Source organism: Alphaproteobacteria bacterium (assembly GCA_019746225.1).
GTDB lineage: Bacteria > Pseudomonadota > Alphaproteobacteria > Paracaedibacterales > VGCI01 > VGCI01.
Genome location: JAIESE010000044.1, coordinates 1 through 22,090 on the forward strand (window position 1 = coordinate 1; position 22,090 = coordinate 22,090).

The window sequence follows — 22,090 nt, forward strand, 5'->3', positions numbered from 1 at the left end:
GCCGCCAGGGAGAAACAAATGAACCCTAAAACCCCCGTCAGAAGGGTGGCCCAAGTCAAATGATGACTCGTGAGAAGAGGCAGAAAGATGAGTCCATTTTTGGCCCATTGATGGGGACGAATGGCTGCCAGGAATGGCTTTAGAATCGAGGAGCGCGGAATTCTTTGATGGGCTTTTGCGTAAGCCAATCCTCCAACGATGTAAGGGGTATGAGACTCATTGAAAATAGCCACGTCGGCTCGGCTATCCCCCACATAATCAAAGGGAGCGCCCTTGGCAAATTCTTTCATCTTATTGAGCTTCTTTCTGCCCTTACAATTGAAGGTATCTGTTGTGGCCAGAACCGCATCAAAAACTTTAAGATGTTTGGCAATTTGCATTGCTACTTTCTCATGGGAAGCCGTTGCTAAGACCACCTGCCGTCCCTCTTTTTTTACTTGATGAATGAGGGCCAAAACTTCTTCATTATAGGGAAGCGTCGTCGGATCCGTTTCAATTTGCGCTGCGATAGCAGCCTTCACCCGTTCAGGTCGAAAGCCTTGTTGAATGAGAATTTTCAAGGTTTTCCAAGGAGAGATTGCCATGGAGCGAATGAGTTGCTCGCGCAAAATGTCTGTGCGGATTAAGGACTCGTCAAGGTCTACAAAAAGAATGGGTTTCATGGAAAAATTAAGACCCTTTCATCTTGGCCACAACAGCCTTAACAACCGCTTCGGCCGTTATCCCAAAATGGCGGTAAAGATCTTTAGCAGGCGCAGAAGCACCAAACGATGTCATGCCAATGATGATGCCATCGCTCCCAACATATTTTTCCCACCCCAAAGGACCCGCTGCTTCAATGGCCACTCTTAGGGTATTATTGCCTAACACTTCATTGCGATACGCTTCAGGTTGATCATCAAACAGACGCCAACAGGGCATGGAAACGACCGCAGCTTCAATGCCTTCCAAGCGCAATTGGTCTTGGGCATTGAGGGCAATTTCAATTTCTGAACCTGTCCCGATCAAAGTTACGTTGCGTGCCCCATTACAGTCTTTCAACAAGTAACCACCGCGCGCACAAAGATTTTCTGATGTTTTATTCAGACGCACCGTTGGTAAGGATTGACGTGTCAAAGCCAAAATTGATGGGGTATGGCGATGCTCCAGAGCCAAAGCCCAACATTCTGCTACCTCAATCCCATCGGCGGGGCGAAAGACATTAAGGTTAGGAATCGCGCGCAACGCCGCAAGCTGTTCAATCGGCTGATGTGTGGGCCCATCTTCGCCGAGGCCAATCGAATCATGGGTAAGGACGTATATGACTTGCCGCTTCATCAAAGCTGATAGGCGCAAGGCAGGGCGCATATAATCACTAAAGATCAGGAACGTCCCCCCGTAGGGAATCAGGAGATTGGAGAGGCTCAAGCCGTTCATGATGGCCGCCATCCCATGTTCTCTCACGCCGTAATGGATGTATGACCCTGAAAAATCTTGAGACGTAACAACAGTTTGAGCTTCTGCTTTCGTGTTATTGGAACCCGTCAAATCCGCAGATCCCCCTACCATTTCAGGCACATCATCCGTCAAAACCTCGAGAACGCGCTGAGACAGCTGACGGGTGGCTTGGCGGGGTTTTTCCTCTTGCAAATGGGCGATCAGATCTTGAACATTCTTTTCCCAACCTTTTGGCAAATGACCCTCAAGGCGCCGGGATATTTCAGCCTTATGAGGGGATGACTCCAATTGAGTATCCCAAGCTTTTGCGCATCCAACCCCGCGCTTCTGTACATCACGCCAAGCTTTCAGGATCGGCTCTGGCACAACGAAAGGCGGGTGTGACCATCCCAATGCGGCACGTGTCGCAGCAATTTCATCCGCTCCCAAGGGGGCCCCGTGCGCCGCTGCTGTGCCCACTTTTTTTGGCGCGCCAAAAGCTATTTGAGTACGACACGCAATAAGCGATGGCTTATCAGATTTTTGCGCCGCTTGAATGGCTTTGATTATTGCCGCTTCATCATGACCATCTATGCTGGTGGTATGCCACCCTGCCGCCTCAAAGCGCGCGGTCTGATTATCAGATACGGCCAGGGACGTTGGACCATCGATCGAGATGTGGTTGTCATCAAAAAACACAATCAACTTGCCGAGCTTGAGATGCCCCGCAAAGGAGATCGCTTCATGAGAGATCCCTTCCATCAAATCCCCGTCACTGGCAATGACATAAGTGAAATGGTTGAAGAGGTCCTCCCCAAATCTCGCGGCGAGAAGGGATTGTCCCAACGCAATTCCCACCGCATTCGTGATCCCTTGCCCTAAGGGTCCCGTTGTTGTTTCAATGCCGCTTGCATGTCCATATTCAGGGTGACCTGCCGTTCGACTCCCCAATTGTCGAAAGTGTTTCAACTCCTCCAGAGTCATATCCGGATAGCCTGTCAAATAAAGGAGAGAATAAAGCAGCATTGACCCGTGCCCTGCTGACAGAACAAAGCGGTCCCGGTTGGGCCAGGCCGGTTGATGGGGGTCAAAATTCAAGAAATCGCGGAACAACACCGTCGCCACATCTGCCATCCCCATCGGCATGCCTGGATGGCCAGACTGGGCGGCCTCAACCGCATCCATGCTCAAAAAACGAATGGCATTGGCCATGTCATCGTGAGAAACGGTGGAAGACGGTGATAAAGATGGTGCCATGGATTCTTGTGCTTTCATAAAAGTTATTTTATAGCACATCTCGAGAATTTTGAGGAGAGGGTTTGGGGGGATGGTCTCATGGTTTTCTGTTGTTATTAACCCTTGTTCCTTCACAAGGGTGATCTAAATCAATTAAGAATTCCATTTCTTGAAGCTTTTTCTTCTACAACTTTCTATCTAGGAGCTTTGTTGAATGATTGCCTTCTTGAAGGCTCAATATTGAGACATGGCGAATGTTCAAATCCTTGATTTGAATGGGTTTTTTCACTCTCCCACAAGGAGAGAGGGGGAGTACAAGAGGTTCAAAAAAGGAATACTCTGCTCTTTAAATTCATTAAGAAGGGGACCGTATCACAACGCCTCAAATACCTTTTTAATACGCGCAATCGCCCAGTCCAGCTCTTTGCGTGTAATGATAAGTGGAGGCGCCAGGCGAACAACAGTCTCATGCGTTTCCTTTGACAGAACCCCCTGTTCCTTCAGCTTTTCACAGATGTGTCGGGCATCAATAGGTCCGTGAAAGAGGTCAATACCGATCCAAAGACCCATCCCTCGGATTTCACGAATGGTGGGGTGTTTGATCTTCTTTAATTCGGTCATCAAATAGGCGCCAAGTTCGGCACTGCGCTGGGTTAATTTTTCTTCCTCTAACACCTCAAGGGCATGAAGGGCAACGGCGGCAGCCAACGGGTTTCCGCCAAAGGTTGACCCATGACTGCCAGGCGTAAATCCTTTCATTAAATGTTCTTTTCCGACAAGCGCCGAAACGGGGAAGAACCCGCCGCCCAACGCTTTGCCGAGAATCATCCCATCAGGATGAACATCCTCATGTTGGCAGGCAAACATTTTGCCGGTGCGCCCAAGACCGCTTTGCACCTCATCGACAATCAACAGCACATTGTGCTTTTTACAAACCTTTGAAACTGCTGACAGCCATCCCTTAGGCGGAACAATTATTCCCGCCTCCCCTTGGATAGGCTCTGCTAAAACAGCACAGGTGTTAGGTGTGATGGCCGCTTCCACGGCTGCAGCATCTCCAAACGGGACTTCTTTAAACCCTGGCAAGAAGGGGCCAAATCCACTTTTATAACTGGGGTCACTCGAAAAGCTGATAATGCCAACGGTTCGACCATGAAAGTTGTTGGCCATAACAATGATTTCAGCCTTATTTTCGGGAATCTTCTTCGTAAAATACCCCCAACGGCGCACGGCTTTCAGTGTTGTTTCAACCGCTTCGGCCCCCGTATTCATGGGTAATGCACGATCCATACCCGTAACAGCGCACAACTTCTTGAGAAACCGAGGCAATACATCCGTATAATAGGCCCTGGAACACATGGAAAGACGACCCGCTTGGGCTTTTACCGTGGCCAGCAATTTCGGGTGACAATGTCCATGACTCACCGCAGAATAGGCGGACATCATATCTAAATATTTATTCCCCTCAACATCCCACAACCAAACGCCCTTCCCCTTTGTCAGCACAACAGGGATAGGACGATAATTGTGAGCACACCATTTTTCCTCCAAGGAAATATAGTCTTTAGAGGTTAGGGATTTCTTTGCACGTATCTCATTATTCTTTGTCATATAGACCTCCTGTTACTGTTGATACCAGATCCCAGACCAACTGGCATGTCTTGTTATTGACGTCTTTATGGGGATTAAATTCCGCAATCTCAAGCGCTAGAAAAGCTGGATCTTGAGCCAAGCCATACAAAGCCTCTTTGACATCTGAAAATCTCAAGCCTAATGCTTCTGGTGTTCCGGTACCTGGGGCTTCTTCAGGATCAAAGGCATCCACATCAATGCTCAAGCCAAAGCGATGGGTAGACAGTTTCGTTCGGATGTCATGAAGGATGGGGACGAGGCCTCTTTCTTGCACTTCTTTCACGGAATAGACCCGCACCCCTAAGCGTCTGAGAAGCAAGGCTTCCCCCTCTTCAAAACTTCGAATCCCCACAAGAAATAGATTCTCAGGCTTGACCACGGGACCCTTCACACCAAGATTGACGTAACGGGACTCGCCTTGTCCAAGAAGCGCTGCAAGGGGCATACCATGCACATTTAATGAAGGACTCGTTTCAGGCGTGTGGGCATCCATATGTGCATCAATCCAAATCAATCCCATCTCTTGCCCTGGCAAAGCGGCCTTGATACCACTCCAAGTGCCAATAGCCATCGAATGATCCCCGCCAAGGACAATGGGGATCTCTCCCTGCTCGACTGACTCCTTGGTCTCAAGGCAAAGGGCTGAAACCATCTCAAAAACATGATCCGCATGGGCTATTGCGCGATCATTGGGCAACCGTCCGGGATTATGAAAAGACAAAGGCTCATGATGCCAATAAGTCAATGATTGGGGAAACTGTCGAAATGAGGGCGGACTATTCTCTAAAAGAACTTTTGGTCCATCCGCAGCGCCCATATTTCGGGCCCCCCATCCGGATCCAACGCCAATAATATTCAACTGCCGCACGTGACTTTCCCCTTCAAAACTATGAGTCTTTCGACCATTACTCTTATTTTGGGGCACAAAGGTAAATTTTGTATGAAATTGTATCGCCTTCAAAATATATCGTCCTACTCTCTTAAATTTATGAATTTTAGTGAGATTTGTCGTAAGGCTTTATATTTTACTAAGCGAATTGAAGCCTTACGACCCTGTAGGTCGAGGCAAGGGGCGGGGGTAGAAACAAGATGGTGTATAAGTCTTCATGGGCTGAGTTGTAATGCCGTTTTGTAGAGATGTCAAGGGTATACGTAGATCTTAAGCGAGGCGCAGAATTTGTGCCTCAGCTTGGTATCTTTTATGACCAAAGACTTGTTGTGTAAATATGAATCGCTTTCCCATATGCCGCCATTGCGGCTTCCTTCAAGGCTTGGGAATGTGTCGATTGAAATAAGTCAGCGATTAAAAGTTATCTTAAGTTTTTTTAGCTCTCTTCTTATCTAACGACGATGTTAATTTCAGATTCCATATGGTCTCAGCACGGGTCCCAACATACCATAAACTTAGAGCCAGAAGACTAAAGAATATTGCCTTGTGAACGTGATTCCAGAAATACTCAAAAAATCGCGTATAAAGATTAATGAATAAAAACACTAACCCAAACCCCCTGGTTGTTGCATCGTCATGCTTAAGGCCATAGACAAAAGCACCCAGAGCACCAAAGGCAAACAAAAGAGACCAATGAAACAACTCAATCTGTTGGACTCGATACCATCCATCAATATCCCCATAATTTCCAAAAATTGAGAGTATCCAAAGAGATATAAATAAATAAAGCAAGCCCATTACAACGGTCGTCTGATAAAATTTCTTAAATCGTTCAAATTCCTTAAGGCTGAGTGCAGCGATCGTCAAAAGGCCGCCGAATAGAACAAATCTTAAAGGGTAGTTCATACCCAAATAGTAAGATCCCCAACCTGACATATAGCCCGTTTTAGCCCCAAGCCATCCTCCCAGAGAAATCAATGAGAAAAGCCAAATTAACTGCGATTTCAAAAGATAACCAATAATGGCGTAGGAAATACACCCAAATAAAATGAGCGTACTAAAGTTCTCAGATGCTAAATTAAATTGGTTACTAAGAAAATTGCCTCCATAGTAAATGCCCCCAGCATAAGCCATCACACCTAAGGCAAAGATGGCTTCATTTCGAAAAACCATACCAGGTTTCGCTTGCCTTATTTGACTCCCTAACCAGAAAATTAAAGATGATAGAATAAAGAAAAATAAACTTTTAGCACCTACAGGCGCTGTAAAATAATGTGTCATTAACGCCATTAGATATTTGTCTAAAAATATCGCGCTTATGGCAATAATTATTGACGCAATGGAAACAACAAATGAATAACGAGCGAGCCTGGACCAATCAAAAGAAATAACTTTGATCGTTTTTGCCAATTTGTTTGATAAGTCTTTAGTTAGGAGTTTTTGATTCTCCCATTCTGCCAAAGATTGGGTAATGATTTTAGCTTGCTTTTTCGTATAGTTCATAACGGTGTTGCCCCCTATATATGAATCGCTTTCCCATACGCAGCCATCGCGGCTTCTTTCAAGGCTTCGGAGTGAGTGGGATGCGCATGACAGGTGCGTGCCAGGTCTTCGGCGGAGGCCACCATTTCCATGGCAAGGGCGGCTTCAGCGATCATGGTGCCAGCTTCCGCCCCAATGATATGCACACCAAGAATTCGATCCGTTTTTTCATCACTCAAGACTTTGACGAAACCGGCGGTGTCTCCAACAGCCTTCGCACGGGCATTGGCGAGGAAAGGAAACTTACCCACGTTGTAGGCGATCCCTTCTTTCTTCAACTCTTCTTCCGTTTTCCCAACCATGGCCGCTTCCGGAGAGGTATAAACAACCGACGGAATGACGTCATAGTTTACATGTCCCGCTTGTCCGGCGATGCGTTCGACAACAGCAATACCCTCTTCTTCCGCCTTATGGGCCAACATCGGCCCCGGCGTTACATCCCCTATGGCATAAACGCCTGGGCACACGGTTTCATAAGTGGGACGATTAACTGGGATAAATCCGCGATCATCGACGTTGATGCCAACGTTAATCAAGCCCAATCCTTCCGTGTGGGGACGCCGACCGATGGCCAACAACACTACATCGCACGTCATGATCTCGGGTTCTTCTAAATTTTCAACAGTCGAGGGGTGGATGTGTAAGGCCACGTCCTTCTCACGTTTCATGATCTTTGCCACCTTATGGCCAAATCTGAAAATCAATCCCTGATTGGACAATGACTTGTGAAGAGCAGATGCCAATTCTTGATCCAAGGTCAGTAGGGGATGATCAAGAGCTTCAACGACCGTAACAGCCGCCCCGAGGCGCGCCCATACAGACCCAAGCTCGAGACCAATATACCCTGCCCCTATGACAACGAGGTGTTTAGGTACTTTTGACAGACTCAAAGCACCCGTGGACGTGACAACGAACTCCTCATCAACTTCCATTCCTGCAGGAACAAGCGGCTCAGATCCTGTGGCAATGAGAATGTGACGCGGTTCCCAATCCTGCTCATCTCCTGATGCGGTGATCACTTGCACCTTACCGCGTCCTTTTATTTGAGCGGTCCCATGAATAAAAGTAATCTTGTTCTTATTGAATAAGAAGTGTATGCCTCGGGTGAGTTCATCAACCACATTTTCTTTGTGTCCTTGCATCTTCTTGAGGTTGAGGCGCACCTTTTCAACTTCAATCCCATGGTTTTCTAAGTTGTTTTTTGTTTCAATGTACTTATGAGAAGAGTGAAGCAAGGCTTTTGAAGGGATACAGCCTACATTCAAACAAGTCCCCCCAGGCAAGGAGCGTTTGTCCACTACAACAACCTTCATCCCTAATTGAGCAGCTCGAATCGCTGCCACATAGCCCCCTGGACCTGCACCAATAACCAATAAATCGATGGCTTCACTCATTTTACATATCCAACATTAAGCGTTCTGGGTTTTCCAAATTTTCTTTAACACGCACTAAGAAAGTCACTGACTCCCGACCATCGATCACCCGATGATCATAGGACAAGGCCACATACATCATGGAGCGAATCTCAATTTTTCCATCAATGACCACGGGGCGGTCTTGCATTTTATGCATGCCCAAAATACCCGTTTGAGGCGGATTCAAAATAGGCGTTGCCAACAACGAACCAAAGACACCACCATTGGATATCGTAAACGTTCCCCCCGTCATTTCAGCAATGGTCAACTTACCATCTTTCGCTTTTTGAGCCAAGGATGCTATTTCCCTTTCGATCTCTTCAAAACTTAAGAGGTCAGCATTGCGCACAATCGGAACCACAAGACCTTGAGGTGTTGAGACTGCAACCCCGATATCGTAGTAGTTCTTATAAATGATCTCATCTCCCTCCATCTCTGAATTGACAGCTGGAAATTCCTTTAATGCAAGAACGCACGCTTTGACAAAGAAGGACATAACCCCCAAACGAATGCCATGTTTTTGCTCAAATGATTCTTTATATTTTGCCCGCATCGCATTGATCGCTGTCATGTCAACTTCATTAAAAGTGGTCAAAATAGCCGCTGTGTTTTGGGCCTCCTTTAATCGCTCAGCAATGCGCAGCCGAAGTCGAGACATTTTCACCCGCTCTTCTCGCTGATCTGAAACTCTTGTCGATTGACCAGGGGGCGCTTGTACGGGAACGGATTCTTCATTCGTGGATGAATTTCCTTGCCCGACACCCAAAACATCTCCCTTCGTCACCCGATTTCCTTTACCCGTTCCGAGGACATCTTTTGGATTAATGGTCAATTCTTCAGCTAGTTTTCTCACAGACGGGGGGAACCTCTCCTCCGGGGCCTTTTGAGGAGGGGTTGCGGTTTTCTGGGGACCAGAAGTCATCATGGTCGACATCACAGTTTTGAGGGAAGATATTTTCGGCTCAAGGGGTTTTTGTGCCAGAAATTTCGGCCCAGAAGCTTTTGTCTCTGGGGCCTTTATCTCCGAGGCTTGTATCTCAGGCGTTTTTTGGGGGGCGCTTTCTTCATCTGCTTTGGTCACAAAGCCCAGTAAATCACCAACAGCGACCGTCTCCCCAACATCAGCACGCACTTCTGTTAAGATACCTGACGTGGGAGAACTCACCTCTAAGGTCACTTTATCTGTTTCAAGCTCAACCAAGACTTCGTCGACTTTCACAGAATCACCAGCAGACTTTAACCACTTTGCAACGGTTGCCTCTCTGATAGATTCTCCTAATGCAGGAACCTTAATCTCACTTTGTCCGCTTAATGACATACTTACTTCCCCTTCTCTCTTTCAGCTTCTTTCGCGCTCAATCCCAACGCTTCAAAAACCAACTCCTGTTGTTCTAATGCATGACGACTTAAAACGCCCGTGGCCGGTGATGCTGCCGCTTTTCGTCCCACATAAACGGGACGAGTATGTTTGTTCCCTAATTCTATCAAAACACTTTCCAGGCGACGATCCAAGAATGACCACGCTCCCATGTTCAACGGTTCTTCTTGACACCAAACTAATTCTGCTTGTCCGTATGGTCTCAATGCTGATAATAATTGTTCGCGCGGAAAAGGATAAAATTGTTCCAAACGAACGAGGGCTACGTTTTGAATCCCTTGTTTTTCTCTCTCTTCGAATAAATCATAATAAACCTTCCCACTACATAACACCACACGCTGTGTGTTGGGTTCCGCTACAAGCGTATCCGGAATGACGGTTTGAAAATAGGATCCAACATCCATATCCTTTAACGAAGAAACAGCCTTAGGATGGCGTAAGAGAGATTTTGGTGTCATAACAATCAGAGGCTTGCGGGTGTCACTTCGAATTTGCCGACGCAAAATGTGGAAGAAGTTTGCAGGGGTCGTACAATTGGCAACACGCATATTCGACTCGGCACACAATTGCAAGAACCGTTCAAGACGACCAGAGGTATGCTCAGGCCCTTGTCCTTCATACCCATGAGGGAGGAGCATCACCAAGCCTGAGAGCCGTAACCACTTGATCTCTCCTGAGGAAATGAATTGGTCAATAATGACTTGAGCACCATTGGCAAAATCCCCAAATTGGGCTTCCCACATGACAAGGGTATGAGGGCTCGATAAGCTATAACCATACTCGAATCCCAATACAGAAGCTTCCGCCAAAGGACTGTCCACAATTTGGAATAGAGCCTGACCTTCTTTCAAATGATTTAAGGGAACATGCTTCTCTTCTGTTTCTTGGTCAATCCAAACAGCGTGTCGTTGTGAAAAGGTTCCTCGGCTACAATCTTGTCCACTCAATCGTACGGGATTATTTTCCATGAGCAAGCTGCCAATGGCTAAAGCTTCTGCAGTCGCCCAATCAATACCTTCTCCTGATTCTATAACTTTGCGTTTCAAGTCAAATTGGCGCGCAATGCGCGGATGAAGAGCAAACCCCTCAGGAACATGGAAATTACCGATTCCAACTTCCTTCAAAAGCTCACCGGAAACGCCCGTATTGTTCAGATTTTCATCATGATCTTCAAGATGTTTTGGTGGCTTTATCCCCGTCCAAATCCCTTCTAACCAGTCTATTTTCTCCTCTCGAGCATCCTTGACCGCTTGAGCTGCCTTTTCATATTCTTGATTGAGTTTAACCTCATATAAAGCGCGAAAGGATTCAACATCCTCAGGCGTTACAAGACCAGACTCCAACATTTTATCAGTATAAATTTTACATGTCGTTGGATGGTTCGCAATTGCCTTATACATCTTTGGCTGAGTGAAGGATGGTTCATCCATCTCATTGTGACCATAGCGACGGTAACAAACCATATCAACGACAACATCTTGTGCAAAAAGGTTCCGAAATTCTGCAGCAAGTTCAGACACCCAAACAACTGCTTCCGGATCATCCGCATTGACATGGAAAATTGGAGCTTGAATAGCTTTGGCAATATCAGAGCTATAGGGAGAGGAACGTGAATGAGGCGGGCTTGTGGTAAATCCAATCTGATTGTTAATGATGAGGTGAATTGTTCCGCCCGTTTGGTAACCCTTTAACCCCGACAATTCTAATGTTTCTGCGACAAGTCCTTGGCCTGCAAAGGCGGCATCCCCATGCAACAACAAAGCTATGACTTGATTGTGCCCTTCATCACCGATGCGGGTTTGTTGGGCGCGCACCTTGCCAAGGACAACGGGATTGATGGCCTCCAAATGAGACGGGTTTGAGGCCAAAGACAAATGAACAGAACGTCCTTCTATCTGTCGATCTCCTGAAAAACCAAGGTGATACTTCACATCCCCGGATCCATAGGCCAATCCGAAAGGGTTTTGGTCATGAGAAAATTTGACAAAAATAGCACTCAAGGGCTTATCCAAAATATTCGCAAGGATACTTAAACGCCCCCGGTGAGCTGTTCCAAATACAACGCTTCCAACATTTTGTTGGACCACTTTGCTTAAAATCGCTTCTAAAGCTGGAATGAGAGTCTCGCCTCCTTCCAAGCCAAACCGCTTTTCGCCTGCAAATTTGACATGAAGGAAGTGTTCAAAAGAATCTGCACGAATGAGGTCATGCAATATTTTTTTGCGGCTAGCGTCGTTAACTCTTTCCTTGATGGGTGTATTCTCAACTCTTTCTTGAATCCAAGCCTTCTGATCCGGATCTTGGATGTGCATAAATTCGACGCCTACAGTCTCACAATAGGTCGACTTTAAGCGATCTAGAATCTGACGCAACGTTGCCCACTCAAAACCCAGCACTTTGTTAATGAAAATGGGGCGATCATAATCATCGGGCCCAAAGTTGTAAGTGGCGGGATCCACCTCAGGATGACTGATACGCCTTTCCAAGGCCAGAGGGTCTAAATGAGCAATAAGATGGCCACGAACGCGAAATGTCCGGATCATCATCAAAGCACGCAAGGAATCCAGCATTCCTTGGGTCACCTGAGAGAGATTTTCCGAATCCTTATGATAAATTGAGCGTTCGATAACTTCTCGCACGCGCTTTTTCCATTTGGGAGGACGATCATCCGTCGCCCCTGCATCGGGACCTAATCCTTGAAAGAATTGACGCCAGTCTTCTGAAACATTTTGGGGATTTTGACGATAGGTTTGATAAAGCGCCTCAATAAAAGGTGAGTTTGTGCCATAAAGGAAACTATCTTCATGCTGCTGTGTTGTCATTCCACTCATCTCGCATCGTGCAATTTGCATATTCTAGATTGACTAGATTTATAATGCCTAGCATACCCTTAAAAACGTTAAGATTTACTTGTCAAAATACATTCATTTTTGAAATCAGACTCTTGTGTCAATTAAGAGATCCCTCTTAAGCTGCCCTGTCATTCACAATTCTGTTAGAACCAACGACCTCTTTTCCACCGCGATGCGCTTTTTCTTCCATATTTTTTTCCCAGGAAGGAACACCTTCCAAGTACACCAAGTGTGACCATGCATCATTCGTAAGGAGCATGACCGCACTCTCAGAAATCAACTGTTTATGCCAAAGAACCATAAAGACCTTTCCCACTTTTTCCCGAGTATTAAAAGCCATATCTTTTTCATCTCTCAGCCATAAAATGAGAGAGCGCCCCCAAGAGCGATAAGTCCAATGAACGGGCTTAGAGTGACTCTTAAAATTTTTAAACACTCTCAAGGAATCTTCATGGACTTGTGGAGATTTGGCTTTAATGGCTTTGAGGGCCTCTTCGACATTTTTTTCAAGAACGGAAGGAGATAGGGAGCTTCCAACGGCCTCATCTGGATTACATGATTTTACAATCGATTGTTGTGTCGTTGATTTTGGCTCATTAGTCGTTGCTGCCAAGACTTGAGAGGAGAAACCCACGCTCAAAATGAAAAGAAATTGAATGTTGTTCATATCGGTTATTCCCTTAATCTGATCTCTAGCTGATGATTTTTGACTCTTGCATCGCTCTTAGCATCGTACTACCCAATTCTGCAGGAGAAACGGCTATATGTACACCCGCTTTGCGTAAAACTTCTATCTTTTCACCTGCGCTTGCACCAGCCCCAGCAATAATCGCGCCTGCATGGCCCATACGTCGCCCGGAAGGCGCTGTCATGCCAGCTATAAACGAGACCACCGGCTTGTGATGACCTTTCTTGTATTGATGGGCAATAAAGGCAGCTGCATCTTGTTCATCTTGCCCCCCGATTTCGCCAATTAAGAGAATTCCTAGTGTAGCATCGTCTGCCCAAAATAATTTGAGCACATCCACAAAGTTCATACCCTTAATGGGATCTCCGCCAATACCAATGCAGGTCGTCTGACCAAGACCCGCCGCCGTCGTTTGCGCCACAGCTTCATAGGTCAAGGTTCCGGAGCGGGAAACTACTCCTATTTTCCCAGGCTTATGAATGGATCCTGGCATAATGCCAATTTTGCATTCATCGGGCGTTATGATCCCGGGACAATTGGGACCAATGAGGCGCACTTTTGTTCCTTCCAAGGCCCGTTTGACTCGAACCATATCCAAGGTCGGGATGCCTTCTGTAATGCAGACAATGAGCTCAACGCCTGCATCGGCTGCCTCAAAGATGGCATCCGCTGCAAACCCTGCAGGGACATAGATGACAGAAGCAGTGGCATTTGTTTTCTTGACGGCTTGCCCAACCGTATCAAAAACCGGGAGCTCGAGATGGGTTGTTCCTCCTTTGCCAGGTGTGACACCTCCAACCAATTTGGTCCCGTATGCCAATGCTTGCTCCGAATGGAATGTCCCATGTTTACCTGTAAATCCTTGGCAAATCACTTTGGTGTTACGATCAATGAGAATAGACATTAGGCAGCCTCCCTGACAGCTTCGGCAACTTTCGCCGCTGCTTCTGCAAGGTCATCCGCTAAGATGATTGTCAAGGGCGATTCGGCCAAGATCTTTTTCCCCTCTTTCTCATTTGTTCCTTGCAATCTCACAACCATAGGCACGGTGACGTGCACTTCTTTGGCAGCGGAAACGATCCCTTCGGCAATAATATCGCAGCGCATAATCCCCCCAAAGATGTTAATGAGAATACCCTCAACGTTTGAATCTGCCAGGATCAACTTAAAGGCTGCCGCGACTTTTTCCTGTGAGGCACCACCGCCCACGTCAAGGAAGTTTGCTGGTTCCGCCCCATGAAGCTTAATGATATCCATCGTCGCCATCGCTAACCCTGCGCCATTGACCATGCACCCGATGTTGCCATCCAATTTCACATAGCTTAAGCCTTGACGGTTCGCCTCAAGTTCGGCAGCATCTTCTTCATCCTCATCCCGCAATTGTTCAATTTCTGGATGGCGAAATAACCCGTTATCATCAAAAGTCATCTTGGCATCAACGGCCACTAAATTCCCTGCCTTTGTCACAACCAAAGGATTAATTTCAATGAGATTAGCATCGCCCTTCTCAAAACTATGATAAAGATTTTTGGCAAGGTCCCCCAAGGCTTTGGCGACTGTTCCCTGAAGTCCGAGTCCATAGGCAATTTTGCGACCATGATAGGGTTGAAACCCAGAGGCGGGATCAATTTGAAGGGTCAAAATCTTCTCGGGTGTTTTGGCGGATACCTCTTCAATGTCCATTCCCCCCGCTTCTGATGCCACAAAGGAAAGGCATTGATGTACCCGGTCCACCACCAAACTTAAGTAAAGTTCTTGGGCAATATCGCAGCCCTCCTCAACATACAGGCGCTTGACTTCTTGCCCTTTTGGTCCCGTTTGATGGGTCACCAATTGACTTCCCAACAGCTTCGTCGCTGCTTGGCGCACATCCACTTGGGTTCGACACAAGACGACCCCCCCGGCTTTGCCGCGCCCGCCCGCATGAATTTGGGCTTTGACAACCCAGAGAGTACCTCCGAGGTCGGATGTGATCTTCACCGCTTCGTCCACTGTATAGGCAACATGCCCGCGCAAAACCGGAACGCCATCGGCTTTGAGGAGCGCTTTTGCTTGATATTCATGAATATTCATCATATATCCTTCTGGTCATAACGATCCCGCTTACCTCTTCAATTCCGCAATCAAAGATTTCACCCCATTCACGGATTGTGTGAAAGCCTCTTGCTCAGAAGCGCTCAAATCAAATTCGACAATTTTCTCCACGCCCTTGCTTCCGATAATCGCAGGCACACCAACATACATGTCCTTGACGCCATACTCACCCGTGAGCCATGCAGCACAGGGAAGAATGCGCTTCTGGTCCTTGAGGTAGGATTCTGCCATCACAATGGCTGAGGTTGCAGGGGCATAAAATGCGGAACCGGTCTTCAATAAATTAACGATTTCCGCGCCTCCATTTCGGGTGCGATCCACAATCGCATCCACTTGGGACTGACTAATCCAACCCTTCGCCATAAGGTCAGGCAAGGGAATCCCTGACACACTGGTATAACGCGGTAAAGGAACCATCGCATCCCCGTGTCCCCCCAAAACGAATGTTTGCACATCCAAAGGGGAAACGCCCAAAGCTTGTGCCAAAAAACACCGGAAGCGCCCTGAGTCCAAAACACCCGCCATCCCGACAACCTGATGATGCGGAAGGCCCGTTTTCTCGCGCATTACCCAAACCATGGCATCCAAAGGGTTCGTGATCACGATAACAAAGGCTTGCGGACAATGCTTTTTAATAGGCGCGGCTACAGCAGAAATAATGTCAGAATTTATGGTCAGCAAGTCACTGCGACTCATGCCCGGCTTTCGGGCTAACCCCGCCGTCACGATGACCACATCTGCCCCCTCAATTAAAGCATAATCATTACCGCCCGTAATCGATGTGGGGTTACCCTCAACGGCCATGCTTTGCGCCAAATCCAGGGCCTTTCCTTGGGGAAGGCCTTCGGCCACATCCACCAATACTACATCCGCCAACCCCTTATAGGCGATGAGGTGTGCCAAGGTGCCACCAATATTCCCACTCCCCACAAGAGCAATCTTTTTTCGTGCCATGATCTGATCTTTCCTATTTCTGTTTCATATAAATGACGTGCTCTTCTTGCTCAAACACTTCCTTCAAAAATTTTAAGCCAACTCTTAACCCTTCTTCATCTATGCTATGCCCCAAACCAAAACAGGTCAATGTCTGTGGATGAACACCCAAATTCTTCAACTGCTTCTGCGCATCCATGAAATAGCCATAAGGCACAGCCATATCCATATCTCCATGGACAAGAAGGACCTCTGGGTGAGGGGCTTTAATAGGAGATTCCGTTGAGGGATAGAATCCCCCGGAGTAGCCAATAATGCCTCCAATGCCTGGAAGGGTGTACATCAGATCAAGTGCAACCATAGCCCCTTGAGAAAAGCCCACCACCGCCAAATCCCCTGGCGTCAGATCTCGCTTTGCAAGTTCATCCTGTAGGTAAGTCTTTAGCAAAGGGCGGATATAGTCCAACCCTTCACGAACAAACATCGGCGTGAAAGCCTTGAGACTAAACCACTGGTACCCTAACGGAAAAGCATCACAGACTTCTGGACCATTCGGCGCTAAAAACTCGGTCTCAGGCATCATTTCAGACCAATAGGGTGCCAGGCTCAAAAGATCCTCCCCATTGGAGCCATAGCCATGCAAAATGACTACCAGTTTCTTTGCTTTTTCTCCTGATTGTGGCAAGAGTCCAGGACCTTGAATCATGTTTCGCTAATCCTTAGATTTTCATGAACATCATGTGCTTTACCTTATCCTGAATAGCCATCTCGTTCAAGAGTTGGCCTCACCTTTGCGCCCCAAAAACTTGAGTGTAAAATTTTTCACCATTTGACGCTGTTGAAATACCGATACCAATATCCTTAAATTGGGGGTTTAATATATTAACGCGATGATTCGGCGAGTTCATCCACAGGTGAATGACGCGCTCCGCCCCTTTTCTGGAGCGACCGACATTCTCCCCGGCTTTGTTGCCGGGATACCCTGCTCTTCTGAGACGATAGAGAAAGTTTTTTCCTTTTATAAGATGGGTCAAGTGGTGGTGTCGGGCCATGCGTTCCGAATGTTTGCGTGCTGTGCCCATCAGGTATTTGCTGACTTTAAGGGGGTTAAGGCCCTTTTTTATGCGTTTGCGATTCGTCAAATCAAGAAGCTCTTTTTCCTCTGTAGAAAGGACCGTTGAGTATTTTTCCTTGAAAGGGGGAGACGGCTTTACCGCAGTTTGGCCCGAACAAGTGAGCAAGCATGTGAATAGCAAAAAAACAAGCTTGATGAATACGCTTCTCACCCGGAAAGAACCTCTTTTGATATGCAAGACTCCTTAAGCATAGGGTATGGGGGGAAAGGGGATCAAGGGGCAACAAGGCTTGAGGCAATTAAAATTATTTTGAAAATAAAAAACCCAAACTCCCCTCACAAAAAACTATAAGGATCAATGTCGACCGTGACTCGGACATTGGAAAAAGACTTTGTCCCCCCAACCCAAGAACTTAATATTTGCTGCAACGGCACAGACTTTGTGGTTTTGACCAGTAGTCGCCACCGATGGCGGCCGCGCAATTGAGCCAGCGGCGCGGGTACGGGCCCAAGAACCATGAAATCGGGATGATGAGGGGCTGACCGCGCCAGGTTTTTCGCGACTTGTTCGACGCGTGTCGCATCAGGTCCAGAGACAATGATCGCGCCCAATCGCCCGAACGGCGGCATGAGGCGCGCCTCTCGTTCATATTTTTCCGCGTCCACAAAGCCATCACGATCTTGAGCCACCAAGGCCGCCATCACGGGATGCTCCGGATTAAAGGTTTGAAGAAGCACCCGCCCGGGTCGCTGTTCGCGACCTGCTCTGCCCGACACCTGATGAAGCAACTGATAGGTGCGCTCACACGCGCGCAAATCTCCCCCACTCAATCCCAGATCCGCATCCACCACACCCACCAATGTCATCATGGGGAAGTGGTGACCCTTGGCCAGAATCTGCGTCCCGATAATAATGTCAACCTCATGGTCGGTCACCCGGCGAATCAGTTCATGAATGTGCTTTGGCGTGGACATCATGTCACTGGTCAACATCTCACAGCGTGCTTTGGGAAATGTTTGGGTGATTTGTTCAAAGATGCGTTCAACCCCAGGACCACATGCAATGAGGGATTCTTCCGCTTTGCATTCCGGACAAACTTTCGGCAAGGGAAGACAGTACCCACATTGATGACACTGGAGACGGCTACTTCGCTTATGCTCCACCAACCAAGAGGTACATGTCGGACACATCAACCGATGCCCACACCCCCGACATAAGGTGAGGGGCGCATAGCCGCGCCGGTTAAGAAACAGCATGACTTGTTCTTTCGCCTCTAAGGCTTTGGTAATCGCATCCTGTAGGGGGGGCGAGATCCAGTTATGGGGATAGAGGCGCATATCTATGGCCCGGATCGTGGGCATATTCGCTCCCCCATGACGATTCTTCAAAACCAGATGCTGATACCGCCCTTGTTCCACATTCGTGACGGTTTCTAAGGACGGCGTGGCCGACACCAACACGATCGGAATTTTACTGAGTTTTGCGCGAACAACGGCCATATCCCGGGCTTGATAAATAACCTGCTCTTCCTGCTTATAGGACGGATCGTGCTCTTCATCGACAATGATCAACCCTAAATTTGGGAAGGGTAAGAAGAGAGCAGAACGTGCACCCACAATGACCGGTGCACGTCCCTCCAAAATAGCCGTCCATGTTTGTTGGCGCTGAACTGGACTTAAACCCGAATGCCATTGAAGCGGTGCGGCACCGAAACGTCTTTGAAAACGATCCAACCATTGAGTGGTGAGCGCAATTTCAGGTAACAGCACGACAATTTGTTGACCCTTTTTGAGGGCTTCAGCCATGGCCGATAAATAAACTTCCGTTTTACCTGAACCGGTCACCCCATCCAAGAGAAAGGGCTGAAATGAATGAGTAGCAATTGCCTTTTGAATCGCTTCTGCCGCTTCCTCTTGATCACTTGATAATGAAACCGTTTCCTGCTGATTCAGGTTGGGAACCCCAATCTCCAGGGATTTTCTGGCCTTCGTTTTGGGCTCGATCGGCACGGGCAAGACCATTTTTAAGACCATCCCAAGGGGGGCCAAATTATACCCCGCAACCCAAGTGACAAACTCTAAAGTTTCGCGGGAAAGTGTAGGGAGATTGACTTTGCGAATAACCTCTTTGAGCTTGCCTGAATAAGCGGTCGTCTCTTTCCCCCAAACCACACCAACGACCGTTTTCCCGCGAAATGGGACTTCGACCATATCACCGACATCGCAGTGTAAATCCCCAGAAACAGCATAATCGAAAGGACGATCAACGGCAATCGGCAGAAGAATTTGAACGGTAGATTGAGATTTTAGCAATTTTATACTCCTCATCTACTTATGCGTGACAACGAGGAATGGTTCAACAGAGAAGTTGGGGGGGAAAGCAAAGTAGCTTACCTCTGCCCTTGCCCAGGTTGCGTCTAGGGTAATGACCGATTAAAGCAATCACCTGGTCGTCATTGCGAGCCCCCATACGACCCGCAAGGGTCGGGGGGTGAAGCAATCCAGGGGCAACTGAAGAGTTGTTTCTACACTATACGATACATACAAAGCTCCCAGAAACTTGTCCTAGGCCCCTGGATTGCTTCGTCGCTTCACTCCTCGCAATGACGGCATATAGCATTGTATTTTGTGAACAAATTGAAGTGTGCTTACAGAAGCATGCCTTGATCCCTCACCCTCGGGACTTAACCAATTCAACGGGAACACCCGGAATTTGTTTTGTTGTTCGAATGACAAGTTTCGATTTCACACTCGCAACGGTGGGTAAAGTGGTCAACTCTTCGGAGTGGAATTGTTGGTACTCATCCCAGTTTCTGGCAACAATTTTGAGGAAATAATCTGATTCTCCCGCAATCAGATGGCACTCTCGAACCAAAGGCCATTCAAGAACTTTTGCTTCAAAAGACCGAAGATCCCCATCGCTTTGGCTTGAAAGACCCACTTGAGCAAAAATGGTGACTTGAAACCCCAGCGCTTTCGCATTGAGAGCGGCGTGATAGCTTTCTATCACCCCTTCTTCTTCGAGCCCCCTTACCCGACGCAAACAAGGAGGGGCAGAAATACCCGCATTCTCGGCCAGCTTCACATTCGTGATTCGGCCATCGGCTTGCAGATCTTTCAATATCTGTAAATCAACTGAATCTAATGGTGCGCTCACTTCTTTATCCCTACCGAACCAGAGGTTTATATTTTATTCGATGAGGCTGATCGGCCGCCATCCCCAATCGTCTTTTGCGATCTTCTTCATAAGATTGATAATTGCCTTCATACCAAACAACCTGACTTTCACCTTCGAAAGCAAGAATATGGGTAGCGATTCGATCCAAAAACCACCGATCATGGCTGATGACAATCGCGCATCCAACAAAATCCAGCAATCCTTCTTCCAAAGAGCGCAAGGTTTCTACATCCAAATCGTTGGTCGGTTCGTCTAATAACAACACGTTCGCCCCAGATTTTAAAACCTTTGCCAAGTGGACTCGATTCCTTTCACCGCCCGACAACTGACCAACGCGTTTCTGCTGATCGCCCCCTTTAAAATTAAATAAGGCACAGTAGGCGCGGCTTGGGATCGTTCGTTTCCCCAGCAGTATTTCGTCGTTGCCCCCTGAAATCTCTTCCCAAACGGTCTTCACCGCGTTTAAGGCATCTCTCGATTGGTCCACATACCCCATCACCACAGACTCTCCAACTTTCAAATCACCGGCGTCAGGCTTATCATGCCCTGTGAGCATGCGGAACAAGGTAGTCTTTCCTGCGCCATTGGGTCCAACAACACCAATGATCCCACCAGGTGGCAAACGGAAGTCCAGGGAATCAATGAGCAGACGCTCCCCATACCCTTTGCTTAAAGCCTTAGCTTCGATGACATTGTCCCCCAAACGAGGTCCTGCCGGAATCGTAATTGCGCCATCCCCAGTCCCTTGGTCATGGGTTTGGTTCAGCAAGGATTCATAAGCCTGAATACGGGCTTTGCTCTTACTTTGACGGGCTTTCGGAGACTGACGAATCCACTCTAACTCACGGGCGAGCTGCTTTTGACGGCCCGTTTCTTGACGCTGCTCAAGCATCAATCGTTTTTGTTTTTGTTCCAACCAATTGGAATAATTTCCCTCGTAGGGGAATGCTTGTCCCCGATCCAATTCCAAAATCCAATTCACAACGTTGTCCAGGAAATACCGATCATGGGTCACAAGGACGACCGTTCCATGATAGTTTTGCAAGAAACGCTCCAGCCACGCCACCGATTCTGCATCAAGGTGGTTTGTTGGCTCGTCTAACAGTAATAGATCAGGCTTTTGCATCAACAGGCGACATAAAGCCACGCGACGACGTTCCCCACCGGACAACTTTGCGACATCCGCATCTCCTGGAGGGCAGCGCAACGCATCCATCGCAATCTCGATTTGGCGCGACAAATCCCAAGCATCCAGTGCATCAATTTTTTCTTGGACTTCCGCTTGTTCGGTCACAAGATTGTTCATTTCCTCATCTGTCAAAGGTTCAGAAAAACGTGCGTTAATGGCCTCAAACCGATCCAATAGAGCTTTCGTGGATGCCAATCCAGCCATGACATTGCCAGCAACATCGAGCGTGGCATCAAGCTCCGGTTCTTGCGAAAGATAACCCACGGTTGCCCCTTCGGCCGCCCAGGCTTCTCCGTTATATTCTTTGTCTATACCCCCCATGATTTTGAGGAGCGTTGATTTACCAGCGCCGTTGGCACCGATGACGCCAATCTTTGCGCCTGGAAAAAAGGACAAAGTGACATCTTTCAAAACTTCCCGACCTCCGGGATAAATCTTGGAGAGATCTTTCATCACATAGATATATTGATAGCTGGCCATCGTCGAAACCTTCCCTAATAGAAGTTACTTAAAGTTGTACTTGTTTATACGGCAAAATAGGTCGTTTTCCTAGAGAAATTAACATACCCTTCG

General features: G+C 47.5%; 17 protein-coding genes. All 17 read right to left on the bottom strand.

Going from position 1 to position 22,090, the window contains the following annotated elements; all coding sequences use genetic code 11:
• A partial coding sequence (locus tag K2Y18_08285; protein ID MBX9805732.1) for a haloacid dehalogenase-like hydrolase occupies nucleotides 1-662 on the bottom strand: 662 nt, incomplete at its 3' end.
• Nucleotides 663-669: 7 nt separating this feature from the next.
• On the bottom strand, nucleotides 670-2,628 hold the full coding sequence (gene tkt, locus K2Y18_08290) for a transketolase (GenBank protein MBX9805733.1): 1,959 nt from the start codon (nucleotides 2,626-2,628) through the stop codon (nucleotides 670-672).
• A gap of 396 nt (nucleotides 2,629-3,024) precedes the next feature.
• Entirely contained in the window at nucleotides 3,025-4,263 is a 1,239-nt protein-coding gene (rocD, locus tag K2Y18_08295) for an ornithine--oxo-acid transaminase (protein ID MBX9805734.1), read from the bottom strand.
• Complete coding sequence (locus tag K2Y18_08300; GenBank protein MBX9805735.1) at nucleotides 4,250-5,152, bottom strand: arginase; 903 nt, start codon at nucleotides 5,150-5,152, stop codon at nucleotides 4,250-4,252. Before K2Y18_08300 ends, rocD begins: the two co-directional genes overlap by 14 nt.
• A 447-nt stretch (nucleotides 5,153-5,599) precedes the next feature.
• Nucleotides 5,600-6,676, bottom strand: coding sequence for a DUF2157 domain-containing protein (locus tag K2Y18_08305; GenBank protein ID MBX9805736.1), 1,077 nt, complete (start codon nucleotides 6,674-6,676; stop codon nucleotides 5,600-5,602).
• Nucleotides 6,677-6,690: 14 nt separating this feature from the next.
• The gene (gene lpdA, locus K2Y18_08310) at nucleotides 6,691-8,109 is read right to left on the bottom strand and encodes a dihydrolipoyl dehydrogenase (protein ID MBX9805737.1); all 1,419 of its coding nucleotides are present in this window, start codon (nucleotides 8,107-8,109) and stop codon (nucleotides 6,691-6,693) included.
• 1 nt (nucleotide 8,110) lies between these two features.
• Nucleotides 8,111-9,448 carry a 2-oxoglutarate dehydrogenase complex dihydrolipoyllysine-residue succinyltransferase gene (gene odhB, locus K2Y18_08315; protein MBX9805738.1) on the bottom strand — a complete coding sequence of 446 codons (1,338 nt, stop codon included), beginning with the start codon at nucleotides 9,446-9,448 and terminating at the stop codon, nucleotides 8,111-8,113.
• 2 nt (nucleotides 9,449-9,450) lie between these two features.
• Complete coding sequence (locus K2Y18_08320) at nucleotides 9,451-12,330, bottom strand: 2-oxoglutarate dehydrogenase E1 component (GenBank protein MBX9805739.1); 2,880 nt, start codon at nucleotides 12,328-12,330, stop codon at nucleotides 9,451-9,453.
• A 145-nt stretch (nucleotides 12,331-12,475) separates the two neighbouring features.
• On the bottom strand, nucleotides 12,476-13,027 hold the full coding sequence (locus K2Y18_08325; GenBank protein ID MBX9805740.1) for a hypothetical protein: 552 nt from the start codon (nucleotides 13,025-13,027) through the stop codon (nucleotides 12,476-12,478).
• Nucleotides 13,028-13,052: 25 nt separating this feature from the next.
• Nucleotides 13,053-13,952, bottom strand: coding sequence for a succinate--CoA ligase subunit alpha (gene sucD, locus K2Y18_08330; protein MBX9805741.1), 900 nt, complete (start codon nucleotides 13,950-13,952; stop codon nucleotides 13,053-13,055).
• Nucleotides 13,952-15,121 carry an ADP-forming succinate--CoA ligase subunit beta gene (gene sucC / locus K2Y18_08335; protein ID MBX9805742.1) on the bottom strand — a complete coding sequence of 390 codons (1,170 nt, stop codon included), beginning with the start codon at nucleotides 15,119-15,121 and terminating at the stop codon, nucleotides 13,952-13,954. Before sucC ends, sucD begins: the two co-directional genes overlap by 1 nt.
• Before the next feature lie 30 nt (nucleotides 15,122-15,151).
• Nucleotides 15,152-16,096: a malate dehydrogenase gene (gene mdh / locus K2Y18_08340; protein ID MBX9805743.1), complete on the bottom strand. Its 945-nt coding sequence runs from the start codon at nucleotides 16,094-16,096 to the stop codon at nucleotides 15,152-15,154.
• A gap of 13 nt (nucleotides 16,097-16,109) precedes the next feature.
• Nucleotides 16,110-16,781: a phospholipase gene (locus tag K2Y18_08345; protein MBX9805744.1), complete on the bottom strand. Its 672-nt coding sequence runs from the start codon at nucleotides 16,779-16,781 to the stop codon at nucleotides 16,110-16,112.
• A gap of 79 nt (nucleotides 16,782-16,860) precedes the next feature.
• The gene (locus K2Y18_08350; GenBank protein ID MBX9805745.1) at nucleotides 16,861-17,388 is read right to left on the bottom strand and encodes a CAP domain-containing protein; all 528 of its coding nucleotides are present in this window, start codon (nucleotides 17,386-17,388) and stop codon (nucleotides 16,861-16,863) included.
• A 98-nt stretch (nucleotides 17,389-17,486) separates the two neighbouring features.
• Nucleotides 17,487-19,478 (bottom strand): primosomal protein N', encoded by a 1,992-nt coding sequence (gene priA, locus K2Y18_08355; protein ID MBX9805746.1) that lies wholly within the window; start codon nucleotides 19,476-19,478, stop codon nucleotides 17,487-17,489.
• A gap of 343 nt (nucleotides 19,479-19,821) precedes the next feature.
• Complete coding sequence (locus tag K2Y18_08360; protein ID MBX9805747.1) at nucleotides 19,822-20,307, bottom strand: Lrp/AsnC family transcriptional regulator; 486 nt, start codon at nucleotides 20,305-20,307, stop codon at nucleotides 19,822-19,824.
• 10 nt (nucleotides 20,308-20,317) lie between these two features.
• Nucleotides 20,318-21,997 (bottom strand): energy-dependent translational throttle protein EttA, encoded by a 1,680-nt coding sequence (ettA, locus tag K2Y18_08365; protein MBX9805748.1) that lies wholly within the window; start codon nucleotides 21,995-21,997, stop codon nucleotides 20,318-20,320.
• Nucleotides 21,998-22,090 lie beyond the last annotated feature (93 nt).

Excerpts from the sequence above, each read along its gene's own strand:
- tkt (MBX9805733.1), bottom strand. The coding sequence starts at position 2,628 with ATGGCCAATGCCATTCGTTTTTTGAGCATGGATGCGGTTGAGGCCGCC.
- rocD (MBX9805734.1), bottom strand. The coding sequence starts at position 4,263 with ATGACAAAGAATAATGAGATACGTGCAAAGAAATCCCTAACCTCTAAA.
- K2Y18_08305 (MBX9805736.1), bottom strand. The coding sequence starts at position 6,676 with ATGAACTATACGAAAAAGCAAGCTAAAATCATTACCCAATCTTTGGCA.
- lpdA (MBX9805737.1), bottom strand. The coding sequence starts at position 8,109 with ATGAGTGAAGCCATCGATTTATTGGTTATTGGTGCAGGTCCAGGGGGC.
- odhB (MBX9805738.1), bottom strand. The coding sequence starts at position 9,448 with ATGTCATTAAGCGGACAAAGTGAGATTAAGGTTCCTGCATTAGGAGAA.
- K2Y18_08320 (MBX9805739.1), bottom strand. The coding sequence starts at position 12,330 with ATGACAACACAGCAGCATGAAGATAGTTTCCTTTATGGCACAAACTCA.
- K2Y18_08325 (MBX9805740.1), bottom strand. The coding sequence starts at position 13,027 with ATGAACAACATTCAATTTCTTTTCATTTTGAGCGTGGGTTTCTCCTCT.
- sucD (MBX9805741.1), bottom strand. The coding sequence starts at position 13,952 with ATGTCTATTCTCATTGATCGTAACACCAAAGTGATTTGCCAAGGATTT.
- sucC (MBX9805742.1), bottom strand. The coding sequence starts at position 15,121 with ATGAATATTCATGAATATCAAGCAAAAGCGCTCCTCAAAGCCGATGGC.
- mdh (MBX9805743.1), bottom strand. The coding sequence starts at position 16,096 with ATGGCACGAAAAAAGATTGCTCTTGTGGGGAGTGGGAATATTGGTGGC.
- K2Y18_08345 (MBX9805744.1), bottom strand. The coding sequence starts at position 16,781 with ATGATTCAAGGTCCTGGACTCTTGCCACAATCAGGAGAAAAAGCAAAG.
- priA (MBX9805746.1), bottom strand. The coding sequence starts at position 19,478 with ATGAGGAGTATAAAATTGCTAAAATCTCAATCTACCGTTCAAATTCTT.
- ettA (MBX9805748.1), bottom strand. The coding sequence starts at position 21,997 with ATGGCCAGCTATCAATATATCTATGTGATGAAAGATCTCTCCAAGATT.